The sequence below is a fragment of the Sulfitobacter sp. DSM 110093 genome, from assembly GCF_022788715.1.
In the GTDB taxonomy this organism is placed as follows: Bacteria; Pseudomonadota; Alphaproteobacteria; order Rhodobacterales; family Rhodobacteraceae; genus Sulfitobacter.
This window is the reverse complement of record NZ_CP085167.1, coordinates 1,833,464-1,847,471: the sequence shown is the minus strand read 5'-3', so window position 1 is coordinate 1,847,471 and position 14,008 is coordinate 1,833,464. Positions and strand designations below refer to the sequence as shown.

Genomic DNA, 14,008 nt, shown 5'->3' with positions numbered 1-14,008 from the left:
AGCCCTCAGCGGTTTTTCAGCATGTCACGGGCGACGATGACGCGCATGATCTCGTTCGTGCCTTCAAGGATCTGATGCACCCGCAAATCTCGGACCAGTTTCTCGATCCCATAGTCCGCAAGATAACCGTAACCGCCGTGCAATTGCAGACATTGGTCGACGACTTTGCTGCCGGTTTCGGTCACGAACTTTTTTGCCATGGCGCAGAATTTGGTGGCATCCGGCGCGCCAGTGTCGAGCTTCCATGCCGCCTGCCGCAAGAAGGTACGCGCGGCCTGCAATTCGATCTCCATGTCAGCAAGACGGAACTGAAGCCCTTGAAACTGGTCGATCGACTGGCCAAACGCCTTGCGGTCGCCCATGTACTCCAGTGTTTTTGTAAGCGCCGTCTGCGCCGCCCCCAGCGAGCATGCCGAGATGTTCAGCCGCCCGCCATCAAGCCCGGCCATCGCGTATTTGAAGCCATTGCCTTCCTGACCGACAAGGTTCTCGGCCCCGATCTTGCAGTCGTCAAACTGCACCAAGGCCGTGGGTTGGCTGCGCCAGCCCATTTTGTCTTCCAGCCCGCCAAAGCTTAGTCCCTCAGTCCCATCCTCGACATAGACGGTCGAGACGCCCTTGGCACCGTCTTCTGAGGTGCGGACCATGGTGACATAGGCATCCGAGTAGCCACCGCCTGAAATGAACGCCTTGGTACCGTTGAGCGTATAACCGTCATTGGTCCGCTCGCAGCGGGTCTTGAGGGCCGCGGCGTCAGAGCCAGATCCGGGTTCGGTCAAGCAGTAGGAGAGCACGGTATCCATGCTGAGCACACCGGGCAGCACACGCGCTTTCATTTCGTCGCTGGCAAAATTGTCCAGCATCTTGGCGCACATGTTGTGGATCGACAGAAAGGCCGCGACGGAGGGGCAGGCCATGCTGAGCGCTTCAAACACAAGCGTTGCGTCAAGGCGACTTAGACCAGAGCCACCGGACTCCTCAGAGACATAGAGGCCGCCGAAACCCAATTCACCGATCTGGGGCCAGAGGTCTTTGGGGATGGTGCCGTCTTTTTCCCATTGATGGGCGTGGGGGGCGATATTGTCTTGCCCAAAGGCATGGGCCATGTCGAAAATGGCGGTCTGTTCTTCGTTCAATGCGAAATCCATCGCGGCTCTCTCCCTGATGTCTTTGTATTCTTGTAACTGAACACTTGTTTAATTCTATCAGCCGAGCCGAGTCGCAACAAGGCTCACAGGTCGGCGTGGTATTCCTCCATCAAGTGGCGAACGACGGCTTCGCCGCCTTTGCCCTCGGGCGCACTGTCCCAGACCTTGCGTTGGCGATCTGCCGATGTGGCCCCTTTTGCGACATCGCGCAGGGTGCAAATTTCATCGAGGCAACCAAGTGCTTCGGCATCCTCAGCCACAAGACCCAAGATCTCTTCGAACAGCGTGTCAAACCCCGTCATTTGCCGGTCGCCAAAATCGATTAGTGTATTGCGGGTACCATAACGTTGGGCGCGCCAACGGTTTTCAGAGATTAGGAACCGGTCATATTTGCGCCAGCTAAGATTGCCGTCACGCAGGCGCAGCAGCATCCGGGAGAGCGCTTGGGTCAGCGCGACGAGGGCGATGGCATGGTCAAGGCGCGGTTGCACGTCACAGATACGCGCCTCAAGCGTGGGATAATGCACCGAAGGGCGCAGATCCCACCAGATTTTGGAAGCGTCAGCGATGATGCCAAGGTCGACTAAAGTGCCCGTTGTACGTTCGTATTCGGCCCAGCTGTCGAACTGTGGCGGCAACCCGGTGCGCGGCATGTTGTCCATCACGGCCATGCGGTAGGAGGCAAGACCAGTGTCCTCGCCTTGCCAGAACGGAGAAGACGCTGACAGCGCCAGCAGATGCGGCAGGAAATAGGACAGTTGCGGCATCAGGTCGAGACGCAGATCATCGCTGTCGATACCCACATGCACATGCATCCCACAGATCAGCATACGTCGGGCCACGTCCTCCAGCTCAGACTCAAGCTGGCTATATCGTCGCTTATCGGTGGTTTCCTGAGTCTTCCAGTCCGAGAACGGGTGGCAGGCCGCGGCGATAGGGGCAAGGTTATGCGCAGCCGACAGACGGGCGATCGTGCTGCGCAGGTGGCACAGATCGTCGCGGGCTTCTGCGGCAGTATCACAGGGTTTGGTGCCAATCTCGATCTGACAGGCGAGAAATTCGGGGCTAACTTGATCCTGTAGCGCTTCGCGGCAGGCGTCCATCAGCGCTTCGGGGACATCGGCCAATGCCAGAGAATCCTTATCAACCAGCAGATACTCTTCTTCGATCCCGATGGTGAATTTGGATTGCATGGGCCTGTCCTTTGGCAGGGGGCCGACCGCCCGAAGGCGGCCGGCAGGTGGATCACTCCATCACGGGGATGGAGAATTCGCCACCCTCTTTGATGCCCGACGGCCAGCGGGCCGTTACGGTTTTAGTGCGGGTGTAGAACTTGAACGCATCCGGGCCGTGCTGGTTCAAATCGCCAAAGACGGATTTCTTCCATCCGCCAAAGGTGTGATAGGCCAGCGGCACCGGGATCGGCACGTTGACGCCGACCATGCCGACATTGATCCGGTTGGCAAAGTCACGCGCCGCGTCACCGTCACGGGTGAAGATCGCGGTGCCGTTGCCGTACTCGTGGTCCATCGCAAGGCCGATTGCCTCTTCGTAGTCCTTGGCACGCACACATGTCAGCACGGGGCCAAAGATTTCCTGCTGGTAGATGTCCATGTCCTTGGTCGCGCGGTCAAACAGATGCGGGCCGACGAAATAGCCGTTCTCATAGCCTTGCAGTTTGAAGTCGCGGCCATCGACAACCAGTTCTGCACCTTGGTCAATACCGGACTGCACCAGACGTTCGATATTGGCCTTGGCGGCAGCTGTCACAACCGGGCCGTAGTCCACGTCATTGCCGGAGGTGTAGGGACCGACTTTCAGCTTTTCGATGCGCGGCACCAGCTTTTCGATCAGACGGTCGGCGGTTTCGTCGCCCACCGGCACGGCCACGGAAATCGCCATGCAGCGTTCGCCCGCAGCACCGTAGCCCGCGCCGATCAGCGCATCGGCGGCTTGGTCCATGTCTGCGTCGGGCATGATGATCATGTGGTTCTTGGCGCCACCGAAACACTGCACGCGCTTGCCGTTGGCACAGCCGGTTGCGTAGATGTATTCGGCAATCGGGGTGGAGCCCACGAAGCCCACCGACTGGATCACGTCATGGTGCAGGATCGCGTCGACCGCTTCTTTGTCGCCGTTGACGACCTGAATGATGCCCTTGGGTAGACCGGCTTCTTCCAGCAGTTCGGCCAGCATCAGCGGCACGGACGGGTCACGCTCGGACGGCTTGAGGATAAAGGCGTTGCCGCAGGCGATGGCAGGGGCGAACATCCACATCGGGATCATGGCGGGGAAGTTGAAGGGCGTGATGCCCGCGGTCACACCAAGCGCCTGACGCATGGAGTACATGTCGATGCCTGGCCCCGCGCTGTCGGTGAAATCACCTTTCAGCAGTTCCGGTGCGCCGATGCAGTATTCCACCACTTCAAGGCCACGCTGCACATCACCGGCGGCGTCGGGCAGGGTCTTGCCGTGCTCACGGCTCAGCGCCTCGGCCAGCTTGTCCATGTCGCGGTTCAGCAGGGAGACGAACTTCATCAGCACGCGGGCGCGGCGCTGCGGGTTAGTCGCGGCCCATTTAGGTTGGGCGGCGGCGGCATATTCCACGGCTTTGTTCAGCTCGTCGCCATTGGCGAGCGGCACTTTCGCCTGCACTTCGCCGGTGGCGGGGTTCATCACATCGGCAAAGCGCCCGGAGGTGCCTTTGACGTGTTCGCCGTTCAGGTAATGGGTCATCTCTTGCATGATCGGTCTCCTCTTTGGTTGGCGGCACGATAGCCTTGCAAAAAGCAATGGAACAGAGGAAGGATGGCAAAACCGTCTTGCATTTTTGCAAGATGGCGAAAGGGGGCACGGATGGAGCAGAACTGGGACGATTTGCGGCTGTTCCTCGCCGTGGCGCGGGAGGAGAGCCTTTCAGGGGCGGGAAAACTGTTGCGGCTGGATCCGGCGACGCTGGGCCGTCGTATGGCGCGGCTTGAAAAGTCGTTGCAAACGGTGCTCTTCGTTAAATCCCCGCAAGGCTATGCGCTGACTGAAGCGGGGAGCGACCTGATGCAGCGGGCCGAACGGGCGGAACAAGCCATGCGCGCGGCGACTGCCGGGGTGCCGGTACAGAGCGATCAATTGACAGGCCAGATCCGTGTGGGCGCACCCGATGGGGCGGCGAACTATTTGCTGCCGCAGGTCTGTGCGGCGATTGCTGCGGAAAACCCCGGTCTGGATGTGCAGATCATCGCGCTGCCGCGCGTGTTCAATCTGTCTCGGCGTGAGGCGGATATGGCTATTGGGGTGAGTGCGCCTACGGCGGGGCGGCTGGTGGTGCAAAAGGTGACGGATTATCACCTGCATCTCGCTGCCGCCGAAAGCTATCTGGCACAACATCCCGAAGTCACCTCTGTCACAGATCTGCAAGGGCATCGGATGGTTGGCTACATCCCTGATATGATCTTTGATCGGGAGTTGGATTACCTTGCCGATCTGGGGGTCAGCCGGGTCGCACTTGCGTCTAATTCGGTCTCTGTGCAGGTGCGGATGATCCAACAGGGTGGGGGAATTGGCGTGGCGCATGACTTTTCACTCGCTGCGACGCCGGGAGTGCGGCGTATTCTGACCGATGCGGTTAGCCTAAAACGCGCCTTCTATCTGATCCGCCACGCCGATGATCGCCGCAATGCCCGGCTGGCCGCCTTTGCCGAGGCGCTGGCGGTGGGGTTGCGGGCCGAAACCGCGCGGCTGGAGGCCGCCACCGCAGGGCAAGCTGCGCCAAAAGCTTGACAGAAAAGGATTTCGCGGTGACGCTGGACTTCTCTTTGCCGTGCAACGAAGGAGGCGCCAAGTGCTCGTATCGCAAATTCTTAAGACCAAACCGGACGATAAAGTGGTCACGACCAAACCCGGACTGGCGATTTCCGAGGCAGCAGCGATGCTTGCAGAAAAGCGGATCGGTACGCTGGTGATTTCTGCCGATGGCAAGACGCCAGACGGGATTCTCTCTGAGCGCGACATTGTGCGCGAACTGGGTCGTCAGGGTGCGGGTTGTCTGCAACAAGCGGTCGAGAGCATCATGACGACCAAATTGGTCACCTGCAGCCGCGATGACCGCTCTGACGCGATTTTGCAGAAAATGACCGATGGGCGCTTTCGCCATATGCCAGTGCTGGAGGATGGCGAACTGGTGGGCCTGATCTCTCTGGGCGATGTGGTGAAGGCCCAGTTGCAAGAGCTATCGATGGAGAAACAAGCCCTTGAGGGTATGATCATGGGTCACTGACGTTCTGTGGTTGTGACGGGCTGCCGCGGCCACCGCTACCGCTAACTGACTTGCGCTTGGGGCGGTGAAATGGTTGGCTGCGGCGCAACACAGCAGACACTCAGGACAATTTCATGCGCATAGCCCTATACCCCGGTACATTCGACCCGATCACGCTGGGGCATATCGACATTATCCGCCGTGCTGCCCGCATGGTTGACCGTTTGGTGATCGGTGTGGCGATCAACCGTGACAAAGGCCCGCTATTCAGCCTTGAGGAACGTGTCGCACTGATCGAGGCGGAATGTGTGCAATTGGCCGAAGAAACCGGTGTTGAGATCGTCGTGCATCCTTTTGAGAACCTGCTGATCGATTGTGCCCGTGATGTCGGCGCGCAGACCATCGTGCGCGGCCTGCGCGCGGTGTCGGATTTTGAATATGAGTTCCAGATGGTCGGCATGAACCGCCAGTTGGACGATTCTATTGAGACGGTCTTTCTGATGGCCGAAGCCACCCATCAGGCGATCGCCAGCAAGCTGGTAAAAGAGATCGCGCGGTTGGATGGGGATGTCAGCAAGTTTGTGACACCAGCGGTGAATGAAGTGCTGATTGAACGGTTTGCACAGATGTAGCGTCTGGAGCGGCGAGCGGGGCGGGTGAGGCTCGGTTCTGCACGGTATTTTTAAAAGGATGAAATAGTAGGGCGCAGCGCTGGAATGGGGGCCGCGCCCTATTTGGTTAGTGGGGCTGGTTGGCTATGATCCCGGCGGTGTCAAGCATGCGGTTCGAAAAGGCCCATTCGTTGTCGTACCATGCCAGCACGCGCAGCAAGTTGCCTTGTAGCGCCGTTTGATCCGTGGCGAAGATGGCGCTGTGGGGGTCGTGATTGAAATCGGTCGAGACCAGCTTGCGGTCGGTGACCGATAGGATTCTATTAAGCGCGCCTTTGGCGGCTGCGTGCATAGCGGCGTTCACGTCGGCTTCGGTTGTTTCGCGCTCTAGCTCCACCACGAGGTCAATGCAGGATACATTGGCGGTGGGCACGCGCACAGCGGTGCCGGTTATCCGGCCAGCGAGTTTTGGCAAGACAAGTCCCAAGGTTTCCGCAGCGCCGGTGCTGGTTGGGATCATCGAAAGCGCCGCGGCGCGGGCGCGGTAAAGGTCGTCATGGGAGCTGTCGTGGAGCGGTTGGTTGCCGGTGTAGCTGTGGACAGTTGTCATATGCCCGCGCGTGATGCCGAAGTGTTCGTTCAGCACATGGGCGACAGGCACGAGGCAATTGGTGGTGCAGGAGGCGTTGGAGACGATGCGGTCTTTGGGGTTGATGTCGTTGTGGTTGACCCCGTAGCAGATGGTTTTCGCGTGACCACGGGCAGGGGCGGAAAGCAGGACGCGGCCCGATCCATTGGTGTGGTGGCGCGCGGCCTGAGTGACGTCACGGAAGCGGCCTGTGCATTCCAAGACCAGATCGACATCGGCCCACGAGAGATTTTCGGGGGCTGCTTCGTGGGTGACGCGGATCGGGCCGCGACCGATTTCTAGCAGGCTATCCGAGACAGTGATTTCATGGGGGTAGCGGCCATGGATGGAATCGAACTCGAATAAATGTGCGAGTGTGTCCAGCGGCGCGAGATCGTTGATTGCAACGATTTTCAGATCACCAGGCGCCCGTTCCATCAGGGCGCGCAGGATGTTGCGGCCAATGCGGCCAAAGCCATTGATAGCGAGGTTCACAGACATTGCGGTACTTTCATTCGATCAACGCCGACGATGCGCCTCTGCGCCGTGGTGTCAACGGATCAACAGGGGTGAAAAAAGTACCGATACAATGTTTCTGAGGGCGTCGGCTGCTTACCGCCAGAAGGCGATCCACTCAATCAAGTCAAAGAGCTTTTTGCCGAGATAGATCATATGCTCTGCGCCATAGGAATAAATATCAACCAGCATCGCCCCGGCGATCACGAGGGCCAGCACGATGGCGATAGGATTGGTCATGGCGCGGCTCCGGGCGGGGTTGGCCTGATATTACAGCCACGCCCCCGCCGTGCAAGCCTTAGCCCAGTTTGCCCATGGCGACGGCGACATCGGCCATGCGGACCGAGAAGGCCCATTCGTTGTCGTACCAGCCCAGCACGCGCACGGTGCGGCCCGCCACGACGATGGTCTGGTCGGGGGCAAAGATGCAGCTTTGCTCAGTATGGTTGAAGTCGATGCTGACCTTCTGTTCGGGATCATAGGCCAGCACGCGGTTCATTGGGCCATCGGCCGCGGCGCGCGCGGCGGCGTTGATTTCTTCGACGGTGACGTCGCGGCTGGCTTGGAAGGTCAGGTCTACGGCGCTGACGTTGGGCGTGGGCACGCGCATGGCGGTGCCGTCGAGCTTGCCTTTGAGCGCGGGAAGCACTTCGCCCAGAGCTTTGGCGGCCCCCGTGGAGGTGGGGATCAGCGCCATGGCGGCGGCGCGGGCGCGGTAGAGGTCATCGTGGCGGCGGTCGAGCGTCGGCTGATCGCCGGTGTAGCTGTGGATCGTCGTCATCAGGCCGCTTTCGATGCCCACAGCGTCATGCATGACTTTGGCCAGCGGCGCGAGACAGTTGGTGGTGCAAGACCCGTTGGAAATCATCCGGTCAGAAGCGGTGAGCTGGTCGTCATTCACGCCGTAGACGATTGTCTTATCGACGTTTTTGCCGGGCGCGGAGAGGAGAACCCGTTTGGCACCGTTCTTGAGGTGAACGTTGGCTTTGTTGCCGTCGTTGAACTTGCCAGTGCATTCCAGAACCACGTCACAGCCGGACCAGTCTAGCTCTTCGAGGTTATAGCTCGACATCATCTCGATGTCGTTTTGGCCGAGGTTCATATAGCCGCCGTCGACAGAGACTTCGCCGGGGAAGCGGCCGTGGACGGAGTCGTATTTGATGAGATGCGCGGCAGTGCTGAGAGGGCCGGTGGCGTTCACCTTGATCACTTCGATATCATCGCGCCCCGAGGCCGCGATATGGCTGAGGGTGCAGCGGCCGATGCGGCCAAATCCGTTGATGCCAACTTTGATGGTCATGGTGCATTCCTTGTCATGGGCCGTGCGATCGGGGCCGTATGTCGGGGTCGCGCGTTCTATATCCGCCCAAGGCAGGCAGGGGAAAGGGGCAAAACCAAATGATTTCCATATGTTAGCGTTAAACCTGCATGTTAGCGGTAAAGGTCGCCGCGGCTTCGGGCTTGCCAGATGGGCTGCACATGCTACTTCGGTTGCAACACGCAAAAAGGGGCATGGAATGAGCGGTTTACTGGCACTTGTGGATGACGTGGCGGCCATCGCCAAAGTTGCGGCGGCGAGCGTGGATGACGTGATCGGGCAGGCGGCCAAGGCGGGTTCAAAGGCGGCGGGCGCGGTGATTGACGACGCAGCGGTGACGCCGAAGTATCTGCATGGGTTCAAGGCCGAACGTGAGCTGCCGGTGATTTGGCGGATCACAAAAGGTTCGTTGCGCAACAAGCTGGTGTATCTGCTGCCCGTCGGGTTGCTTTTGGCGAATTTCGCGCCTTGGGCGATCTCACCGCTGTTGATGCTGGGTGGCGCTTATCTGTGTTTTGAGGGGGCTGAGAAGGTTGCTCATGCGCTTGGCTGGAGCCATGGTCATGAGGATTACCCCGACAAGGAGAAGGTGATTGAAGACCCCGCGCATCTGGAAGAGCAGAAGGCCGCCGGGGCGATCAAGACCGACTTTATCCTCTCGGCAGAGATTATGACCATTGCGTTGTCGGCGATCCCGGAAAGCAATTTCTGGATGGAAGCGGCGACACTGGCGGCGGTGGCGGTGATGATCACGGTCGCGGTCTATGGTGCGGTCGCTTTGATCGTGAAGATGGACGATCTGGGGCTGGTGATGGCAAACCGTGGTCGGCTTAGCCTGACGCGGACGTTGGGGCGTGGCTTGGTGCGGGCGATGCCCGGCTTTCTGAAGTTGCTGACGATCGTCGGTACGGCCGCAATGCTTTGGGTTGGCGGGTCGATCATTATCCACGGGCTAGAGCAGATGGGCTTTGCGGCGCCTTACGACTGGATTCACGACGTGGCAGTCACCGTGGGCCATGCGGTGCCCGCAAGGTTTGAAGGGGCTGTGGAGTGGACAACGACGGCTGCCTTTGACGGGGTCTTTGGTTTGGCGCTTGGCCTGCTGCTGATCCCGGTGGGGGAGAAAATCATTACGCCGGTCTGGCGCAAGGTCTTTCACAAGGCGGCTGTCTAACCACAGCGCGCATTTTAAAGAGCAAAATAGAAAAGGGGGCGACGGTTGAACCGTCGCCCCCTTTTTTGTTGGCGTACTATGATCCGTGGATCAGAGCAACGCTTTGGCTTTCTCAGCGACATTCTCGGCGGTGAAGCCGAAACGCTCGAACAGTTCTTCCGCCGGGGCAGAGGCACCGAACCGGTCCATACCGACGAAGTCCGCCTTGCCGTATTTGCCGCGCTCGCCAAAGAGCCATTGATCCCAGCCCTGACGCACGCCTGCTTCGACGCCGACACGCACGGCACCACCGGGCAGAACGCGCTTGCGGTAGGCCTCATCCTGTGCGGCGAACAACTCCATACAGGGCATGGAAACGACGCGGGTGCCGATGCCTTCGGCTTGGAGCAGATCACGCGCGGCCAATGCCACATGCACTTCTGAACCCGAGGCTATCAGGATGACCTGTCGCTTGCCCTCGGCATCTGCCAGCACATAGGCGCCTTTTTCGGTGAGGTTGTTGTTCTTATGCTCCAGACGCACGGTCGGCAGGCCCTGACGGGTCAGCGACAGGACGGACGGCGTGGTTTTGGAGGTGAAGGCGATTTCCCAAGCTTCTGCCGTTTCCACCGCGTCGGCGGGGCGGAAGACGTAAGTGTTAGGTGTGGCACGGCTGATCGCCAGATGCTCGACCGGCTGGTGGGTCGGGCCGTCTTCGCCGAGACCGATGCTGTCGTGGGTCATGACAAAGGCGGTGGGGATCTGCATCAGCGCTGCCAGACGCATGGAAGGGCGCGCATAGTCGGTGAAACACATGAAGGTGCCGCCATAGGGACGGATGCCGCCGTGCAGCGCCATACCGTTCATCGCCGCCGCCATGCCGTGCTCGCGGATGCCCCAGTAGACATAGCGCCCGCCACGGTTGTCCACGTCGAAGACACCTAGATCAGAGGTCTTGGTGTTGTTCGAGCCGGTCAGGTCCGCCGAGCCGCCAACCGTTTCGGGCAGGATCGGGTTCAGCACTTCGAGGGCTTTCTCGCTCGCCGCGCGGGTTGCCATCTTGGGCGCGGTTTCAGAGACCTGCTTTTTGAAGGCTTTGATAGTCGCGCTCATCTTTTTGGGCGCTTCCAACGCCAGTGCGCGGTTGAAGGTCTCGCGCTTGGCGCGGGGCATCTTGTCGAAACGCTCTTCCCATTCGCGGCGTGCTTCGACTCCGCGTTTGCCGATCTCTTCCCATGCGGATTTCACGTCAGCGGGCACTTCGAAGGGGCCGGTTGTCCAGCCGTAAGCCTTCTTGGCTTCGGCCATCTGGTCGGCGTCCGTCAAAGCGCCGTGGCCTTTGGACGTGTCCTGGGCCGCGTGGCCCAAGGCGATATGGGTTTTGCAGGCGATCATCGTGGGCAGGTCAGTGGCTTTCGCCTCGGTCAGGGCCGCGTCGATCTCATCGGGGTTGTGGCCGTCGATTTCGATCACATGCCACTGGGCCGCTTTAAAGCGTGCGACCTGATCGGTGTTGTCCGACAGGGACACGGGGCCGTCGATGGTGATGTTGTTGTTGTCCCACATCACGATGAGCTTGCTCAGTTTGTGGCGACCCGCGAGGGTGATCGCCTCTTGGCTGACGCCTTCCATCAAGCAGCCGTCGCCCGCGATGACATAGGTGTGGTGATCCACGACCTTTGAGCCGTACTGAGCGCGCAGCATCTCTTCGGCCATGGCGAAACCGACCGAATTGGCGATGCCTTGGCCGAGCGGGCCGGTGGTGGTTTCAATCGCGTCGGCGAGGAAGTTTTCAGGGTGCCCGGCTGTGCGCGCGCCCATCTGGCGGAAGTTCTTCAGTTCTTCGATGGGGAACTGCTCATAGCCCGTCAGGTGCAGCAGCGAGTAGATCAGCATGGAGCCGTGGCCCGCCGACAGGATAAACCGGTCACGATCAGGCCAGAGCGGGTTGGATGCATCAAATTTCAGGTGCTTTTCAAAGAGCACGGTGGCCACATCGGCCATGCCCATCGGCATGCCAGAGTGGCCGGAATTGGCGGCGGCGACGGCATCGAGGGTCAGCGCGCGAATGGCGGTGGCCTTGGACCAGTGATCGGGGTTTGCGCGTGCGAGGGCTGTCAGATCCACGGGGCGTTCCTTTGCGGCTGTGGCAGATTGGGCCTGTGCATACCAGTGATCGGGCAAAGTTCAAGCACAACCGGGCTGCATTGCCCGCGCAGAGCACGCTCTGAGATGAACTCCGCTGCTCAAGCTGCTGAAACGAAAGGGGGGCGCAATTCGCGCGCGCTTTGGCTAGGATTGCGGAAACCGGCTTATTACCGCGATTCGCGCGCGTGACATTGTGCAAGGCGCGCGCTATCTGCCCAGAACGGCAGCCAACAATGGGCACGGCAGGCAAATAATGCGGCCCCTAGAGCAGGACGAACAAGGAGACTTCATGCGGATGAGTGAACTTGAAGAATATCAACGCCGCATCACGGCCGCGATGGACCGGATGGCGAAGGGGCTGGATCAGCTGAACGCCGCCCCGGCTGAGCCGGATGAGGATATCGTGCAGGCGCTGGAAGATGAGCGTCAGGCCAATGCCCAACTGACCGAACGGCTGAAGGGCTTGAAGGAAAGCCATCAAAGCGATCTCGCTGTCCTGCGCGAACAGATGGATTTCAACGATGACCGGATGACCCAGCTTGATATGGACGTGCAGCGTCTGCGTCAGGCGAATGAGCAGTTGTCGGCGGCCTGTGAACAGTTGCGTCTGGCCAATGCCGAAGGGCTCGCCGACCCCAAATTGATCGACACCGCCGTGATTGCCGAGTTGGAAAGCCTGCGCGCCACACGCGCGATTGAGATGGCCGAGATTGACGCCGTGCTGACTGCGCTGGCGCCTCTGGTCGAAGAGGGTGAGCCTGAGGCACTTGCGGCCGAAGACGCCCCCGAGGAGACTACTAAAAATGGTGCTGAAGATAGCACCGAGGATGAGAGCGCCGAAGAAGAACCCAAGTCAGGAGGGGCCGACTGATGCCCGAGATACGGATCACCATCGGCGGCCGCCAGTTTGAGGTCGCCTGTCAGGAAGGTGAAGAAAGCTATTTGCATGCCGCCGCCAAGATGTTGGACGACGAAGCCAATGTGCTGAGCGATCAAGTGGGCCGCATGCCCGAGGCGCGAATGCTGCTTATGGCGGGCCTGTTGTTGGCCGACAAAACAGCCAGCGTCGAAGACCGCATTGCCGAAGTGCGCGCCGAATTGGCCGAACGTGAAGCGGAGCTGACAAGCCTGCGCAACACCAAGATCGAGCCTGAACGTATTGAAGTGCCCGTTGTGCCGCAGAGCGTCAAAGACACGCTGGCCGAGATTGCCGCACGGGCCGAAGCGCTCGCTGCCGAGGTTGAGGAAAAGTCGGACAAATGAGCAGGGCGATCAGAGTGGCCCTTTGTGCGTCGCTCTGGGCCTTGCCCGCCGGCGCTGAGACCATCGCGATCACCTATCTCTGCGAGCGCGGCGCGTCGGTTCCGGTGGTCTATGTCCCCGATGCAGACCCCGCTGTGGCGGTGCTCTATGTTGAAGGGCAGCTGATCAATCTACAGACCATGCCTTCTGCCTCTGGTGCGCGGTATGGTTGGCCGTCGGATGGGGTGTCCTATCAATGGTGGGAGCATCAGGGCCGCGCGCGCTTGGGTTGGCGGGATGGCGCTAGCGACGCGGTGACACCAATCTATAACGATTGCGTGCCGCAGGATTGATCCAACCACGGGATTGCGGCGCAGGCAGCAATATGCTCTGGGGGGCGCGAAAAGCGCCCCATCCGCGCTGTCTTTCTCGCCCATAGCAATCAGGACGCCATCCCATGACCGCCAAACCCCGCATCATCATCTCTAGCGACCACGCTGACATCGCCCTACGCCAAGACATCGCCCGGCATATCGCCAATCGTGGTTTTACAGTCGAAGATATTGGTCCGGCCACGGCGGAAAGCACCGATTACCCCAAACACGGAGAAGCCGCCGCACGGCGCATTGCAGCCGGAGAGTTCGACCTTGGCATTCTGATCTGCGGCACGGGGCAGGGCATCATGATGGCGGCCAATAAGGTCAAGGGCATTCGCTGCGGCGTCTGTGCCGATACATTCTCGGCCAAGATGATCCGCGCGCATAATGACGCGAATATGCTGTCGATGGGTGCGCGTGTGATCGGTGCCGGGATTGCGCTTGAGATCGTGGATGCCTTTCTCGATACCGAGTTTGAAGGCGGGCGTCATGGCCGCCGCGTCGATATGATCACGGCGATTGAGGACTGAACCCGGAGGGTAGACCTAAGGTACCAGAGATAAAAAAGACCCCGGCGCGGCAATAGGCGTCCGGGGTCCTTAAATTGTCGACAGT

The 14,008-nt window shown here is 60.0% G+C and carries 15 protein-coding genes; 8 read left to right on the top strand and 7 right to left on the bottom strand.

The window, feature by feature from the left end; all coding sequences use genetic code 11:
• Positions 1 to 5 precede the first annotated feature (5 nt).
• The 3 genes from DSM110093_RS09025 to DSM110093_RS09015 all read right to left on the bottom strand — a co-directional run bounded on the left by DSM110093_RS09025 (position 6) and on the right by DSM110093_RS09015 (position 3,893).
• Entirely contained in the window at positions 6 to 1,148 is a 1,143-nt protein-coding gene (locus DSM110093_RS09025) for an acyl-CoA dehydrogenase family protein (RefSeq protein WP_243264740.1), read from the bottom strand.
• Between the two features lie 83 nt (positions 1,149 to 1,231).
• Entirely contained in the window at positions 1,232 to 2,341 is a 1,110-nt protein-coding gene (locus tag DSM110093_RS09020; RefSeq protein ID WP_243264739.1) for a carboxylate-amine ligase, read from the bottom strand.
• Positions 2,342 to 2,393: 52 nt separating this feature from the next.
• Positions 2,394 to 3,893: a CoA-acylating methylmalonate-semialdehyde dehydrogenase gene (locus DSM110093_RS09015; RefSeq protein WP_243264738.1), complete on the bottom strand. Its 1,500-nt coding sequence runs from the start codon at positions 3,891 to 3,893 to the stop codon at positions 2,394 to 2,396.
• 111 nt (positions 3,894 to 4,004) lie between these two features.
• On the opposite strand from DSM110093_RS09015, the gene DSM110093_RS09010 reads away from it, so the two are divergent.
• The 3 genes from DSM110093_RS09010 (at position 4,005) to coaD (ending at position 6,032) form a co-directional block, all read left to right on the top strand.
• The gene (locus DSM110093_RS09010) at positions 4,005 to 4,925 is read left to right on the top strand and encodes a LysR family transcriptional regulator (protein ID WP_243264737.1); all 921 of its coding nucleotides are present in this window, start codon (positions 4,005 to 4,007) and stop codon (positions 4,923 to 4,925) included.
• Positions 4,926 to 4,986: 61 nt separating this feature from the next.
• Entirely contained in the window at positions 4,987 to 5,421 is a 435-nt protein-coding gene (locus DSM110093_RS09005) for a CBS domain-containing protein (RefSeq protein WP_243264736.1), read from the top strand.
• A 113-nt stretch (positions 5,422 to 5,534) separates the two neighbouring features.
• Positions 5,535 to 6,032, top strand: coding sequence for a pantetheine-phosphate adenylyltransferase (coaD, locus tag DSM110093_RS09000; RefSeq protein ID WP_243264735.1), 498 nt, complete (start codon positions 5,535 to 5,537; stop codon positions 6,030 to 6,032).
• A gap of 106 nt (positions 6,033 to 6,138) precedes the next feature.
• Here the strand turns inward: coaD and gap (DSM110093_RS08995) are convergent, their stop codons facing one another.
• The 3 genes from gap (DSM110093_RS08995) to gap (DSM110093_RS08985) all read right to left on the bottom strand — a co-directional run bounded on the left by gap (DSM110093_RS08995) (position 6,139) and on the right by gap (DSM110093_RS08985) (position 8,455).
• Positions 6,139 to 7,140: a type I glyceraldehyde-3-phosphate dehydrogenase gene (gene gap, locus DSM110093_RS08995; protein WP_243264734.1), complete on the bottom strand. Its 1,002-nt coding sequence runs from the start codon at positions 7,138 to 7,140 to the stop codon at positions 6,139 to 6,141.
• A 111-nt stretch (positions 7,141 to 7,251) separates the two neighbouring features.
• Entirely contained in the window at positions 7,252 to 7,395 is a 144-nt protein-coding gene (locus tag DSM110093_RS08990; RefSeq protein WP_167360176.1) for a hypothetical protein, read from the bottom strand.
• 58 nt (positions 7,396 to 7,453) lie between these two features.
• On the bottom strand, positions 7,454 to 8,455 hold the full coding sequence (gap, locus tag DSM110093_RS08985) for a type I glyceraldehyde-3-phosphate dehydrogenase (protein WP_243264733.1): 1,002 nt from the start codon (positions 8,453 to 8,455) through the stop codon (positions 7,454 to 7,456).
• Between the two features lie 217 nt (positions 8,456 to 8,672).
• Between gap (DSM110093_RS08985) and DSM110093_RS08980 the strand changes: the two genes are divergently transcribed.
• Positions 8,673 to 9,647 (top strand): DUF808 domain-containing protein, encoded by a 975-nt coding sequence (locus DSM110093_RS08980; protein WP_243264732.1) that lies wholly within the window; start codon positions 8,673 to 8,675, stop codon positions 9,645 to 9,647.
• 90 nt (positions 9,648 to 9,737) lie between these two features.
• Here the strand turns inward: DSM110093_RS08980 and tkt are convergent, their stop codons facing one another.
• Positions 9,738 to 11,753 carry a transketolase gene (tkt, locus tag DSM110093_RS08975; protein ID WP_243264731.1) on the bottom strand — a complete coding sequence of 672 codons (2,016 nt, stop codon included), beginning with the start codon at positions 11,751 to 11,753 and terminating at the stop codon, positions 9,738 to 9,740.
• 316 nt (positions 11,754 to 12,069) lie between these two features.
• Between tkt and DSM110093_RS08970 the strand changes: the two genes are divergently transcribed.
• The 4 genes from DSM110093_RS08970 to rpiB all read left to right on the top strand — a co-directional run bounded on the left by DSM110093_RS08970 (position 12,070) and on the right by rpiB (position 13,923).
• Positions 12,070 to 12,645, top strand: a complete 576-nt coding sequence (locus DSM110093_RS08970; protein WP_243264730.1) for a hypothetical protein — start codon at positions 12,070 to 12,072, stop codon at positions 12,643 to 12,645.
• Entirely contained in the window at positions 12,645 to 13,037 is a 393-nt protein-coding gene (locus DSM110093_RS08965; RefSeq protein WP_093926004.1) for a cell division protein ZapA, read from the top strand. The genes DSM110093_RS08970 and DSM110093_RS08965 overlap by 1 nt, the downstream gene beginning before the upstream one ends.
• Entirely contained in the window at positions 13,034 to 13,369 is a 336-nt protein-coding gene (locus tag DSM110093_RS08960; RefSeq protein WP_243264729.1) for an MliC family protein, read from the top strand. The genes DSM110093_RS08965 and DSM110093_RS08960 overlap by 4 nt, the downstream gene beginning before the upstream one ends.
• Before the next feature lie 104 nt (positions 13,370 to 13,473).
• Entirely contained in the window at positions 13,474 to 13,923 is a 450-nt protein-coding gene (gene rpiB, locus DSM110093_RS08955) for a ribose 5-phosphate isomerase B (RefSeq protein ID WP_243264728.1), read from the top strand.
• The last annotated feature ends 85 nt before the right edge of the window (positions 13,924 to 14,008 follow it).

Coding starts and splice junctions, on each gene's coding strand:
- DSM110093_RS09025 (WP_243264740.1), bottom strand. CDS start 1,148: ATGGATTTCGCATTGAACGAAGAACAGACCGCCATTTTCGACATGGCC.
- DSM110093_RS09020 (WP_243264739.1), bottom strand. CDS start 2,341: ATGCAATCCAAATTCACCATCGGGATCGAAGAAGAGTATCTGCTGGTT.
- DSM110093_RS09015 (WP_243264738.1), bottom strand. CDS start 3,893: ATGCAAGAGATGACCCATTACCTGAACGGCGAACACGTCAAAGGCACC.
- DSM110093_RS09010 (WP_243264737.1), top strand. CDS start 4,005: ATGGAGCAGAACTGGGACGATTTGCGGCTGTTCCTCGCCGTGGCGCGG.
- coaD (WP_243264735.1), top strand. CDS start 5,535: ATGCGCATAGCCCTATACCCCGGTACATTCGACCCGATCACGCTGGGG.
- gap (WP_243264734.1), bottom strand. CDS start 7,140: ATGTCTGTGAACCTCGCTATCAATGGCTTTGGCCGCATTGGCCGCAAC.
- DSM110093_RS08990 (WP_167360176.1), bottom strand. CDS start 7,395: ATGACCAATCCTATCGCCATCGTGCTGGCCCTCGTGATCGCCGGGGCG.
- gap (WP_243264733.1), bottom strand. CDS start 8,455: ATGACCATCAAAGTTGGCATCAACGGATTTGGCCGCATCGGCCGCTGC.
- DSM110093_RS08980 (WP_243264732.1), top strand. CDS start 8,673: ATGAGCGGTTTACTGGCACTTGTGGATGACGTGGCGGCCATCGCCAAA.
- DSM110093_RS08970 (WP_243264730.1), top strand. CDS start 12,070: ATGAGTGAACTTGAAGAATATCAACGCCGCATCACGGCCGCGATGGAC.
- DSM110093_RS08965 (WP_093926004.1), top strand. CDS start 12,645: ATGCCCGAGATACGGATCACCATCGGCGGCCGCCAGTTTGAGGTCGCC.
- DSM110093_RS08960 (WP_243264729.1), top strand. CDS start 13,034: ATGAGCAGGGCGATCAGAGTGGCCCTTTGTGCGTCGCTCTGGGCCTTG.
- rpiB (WP_243264728.1), top strand. CDS start 13,474: ATGACCGCCAAACCCCGCATCATCATCTCTAGCGACCACGCTGACATC.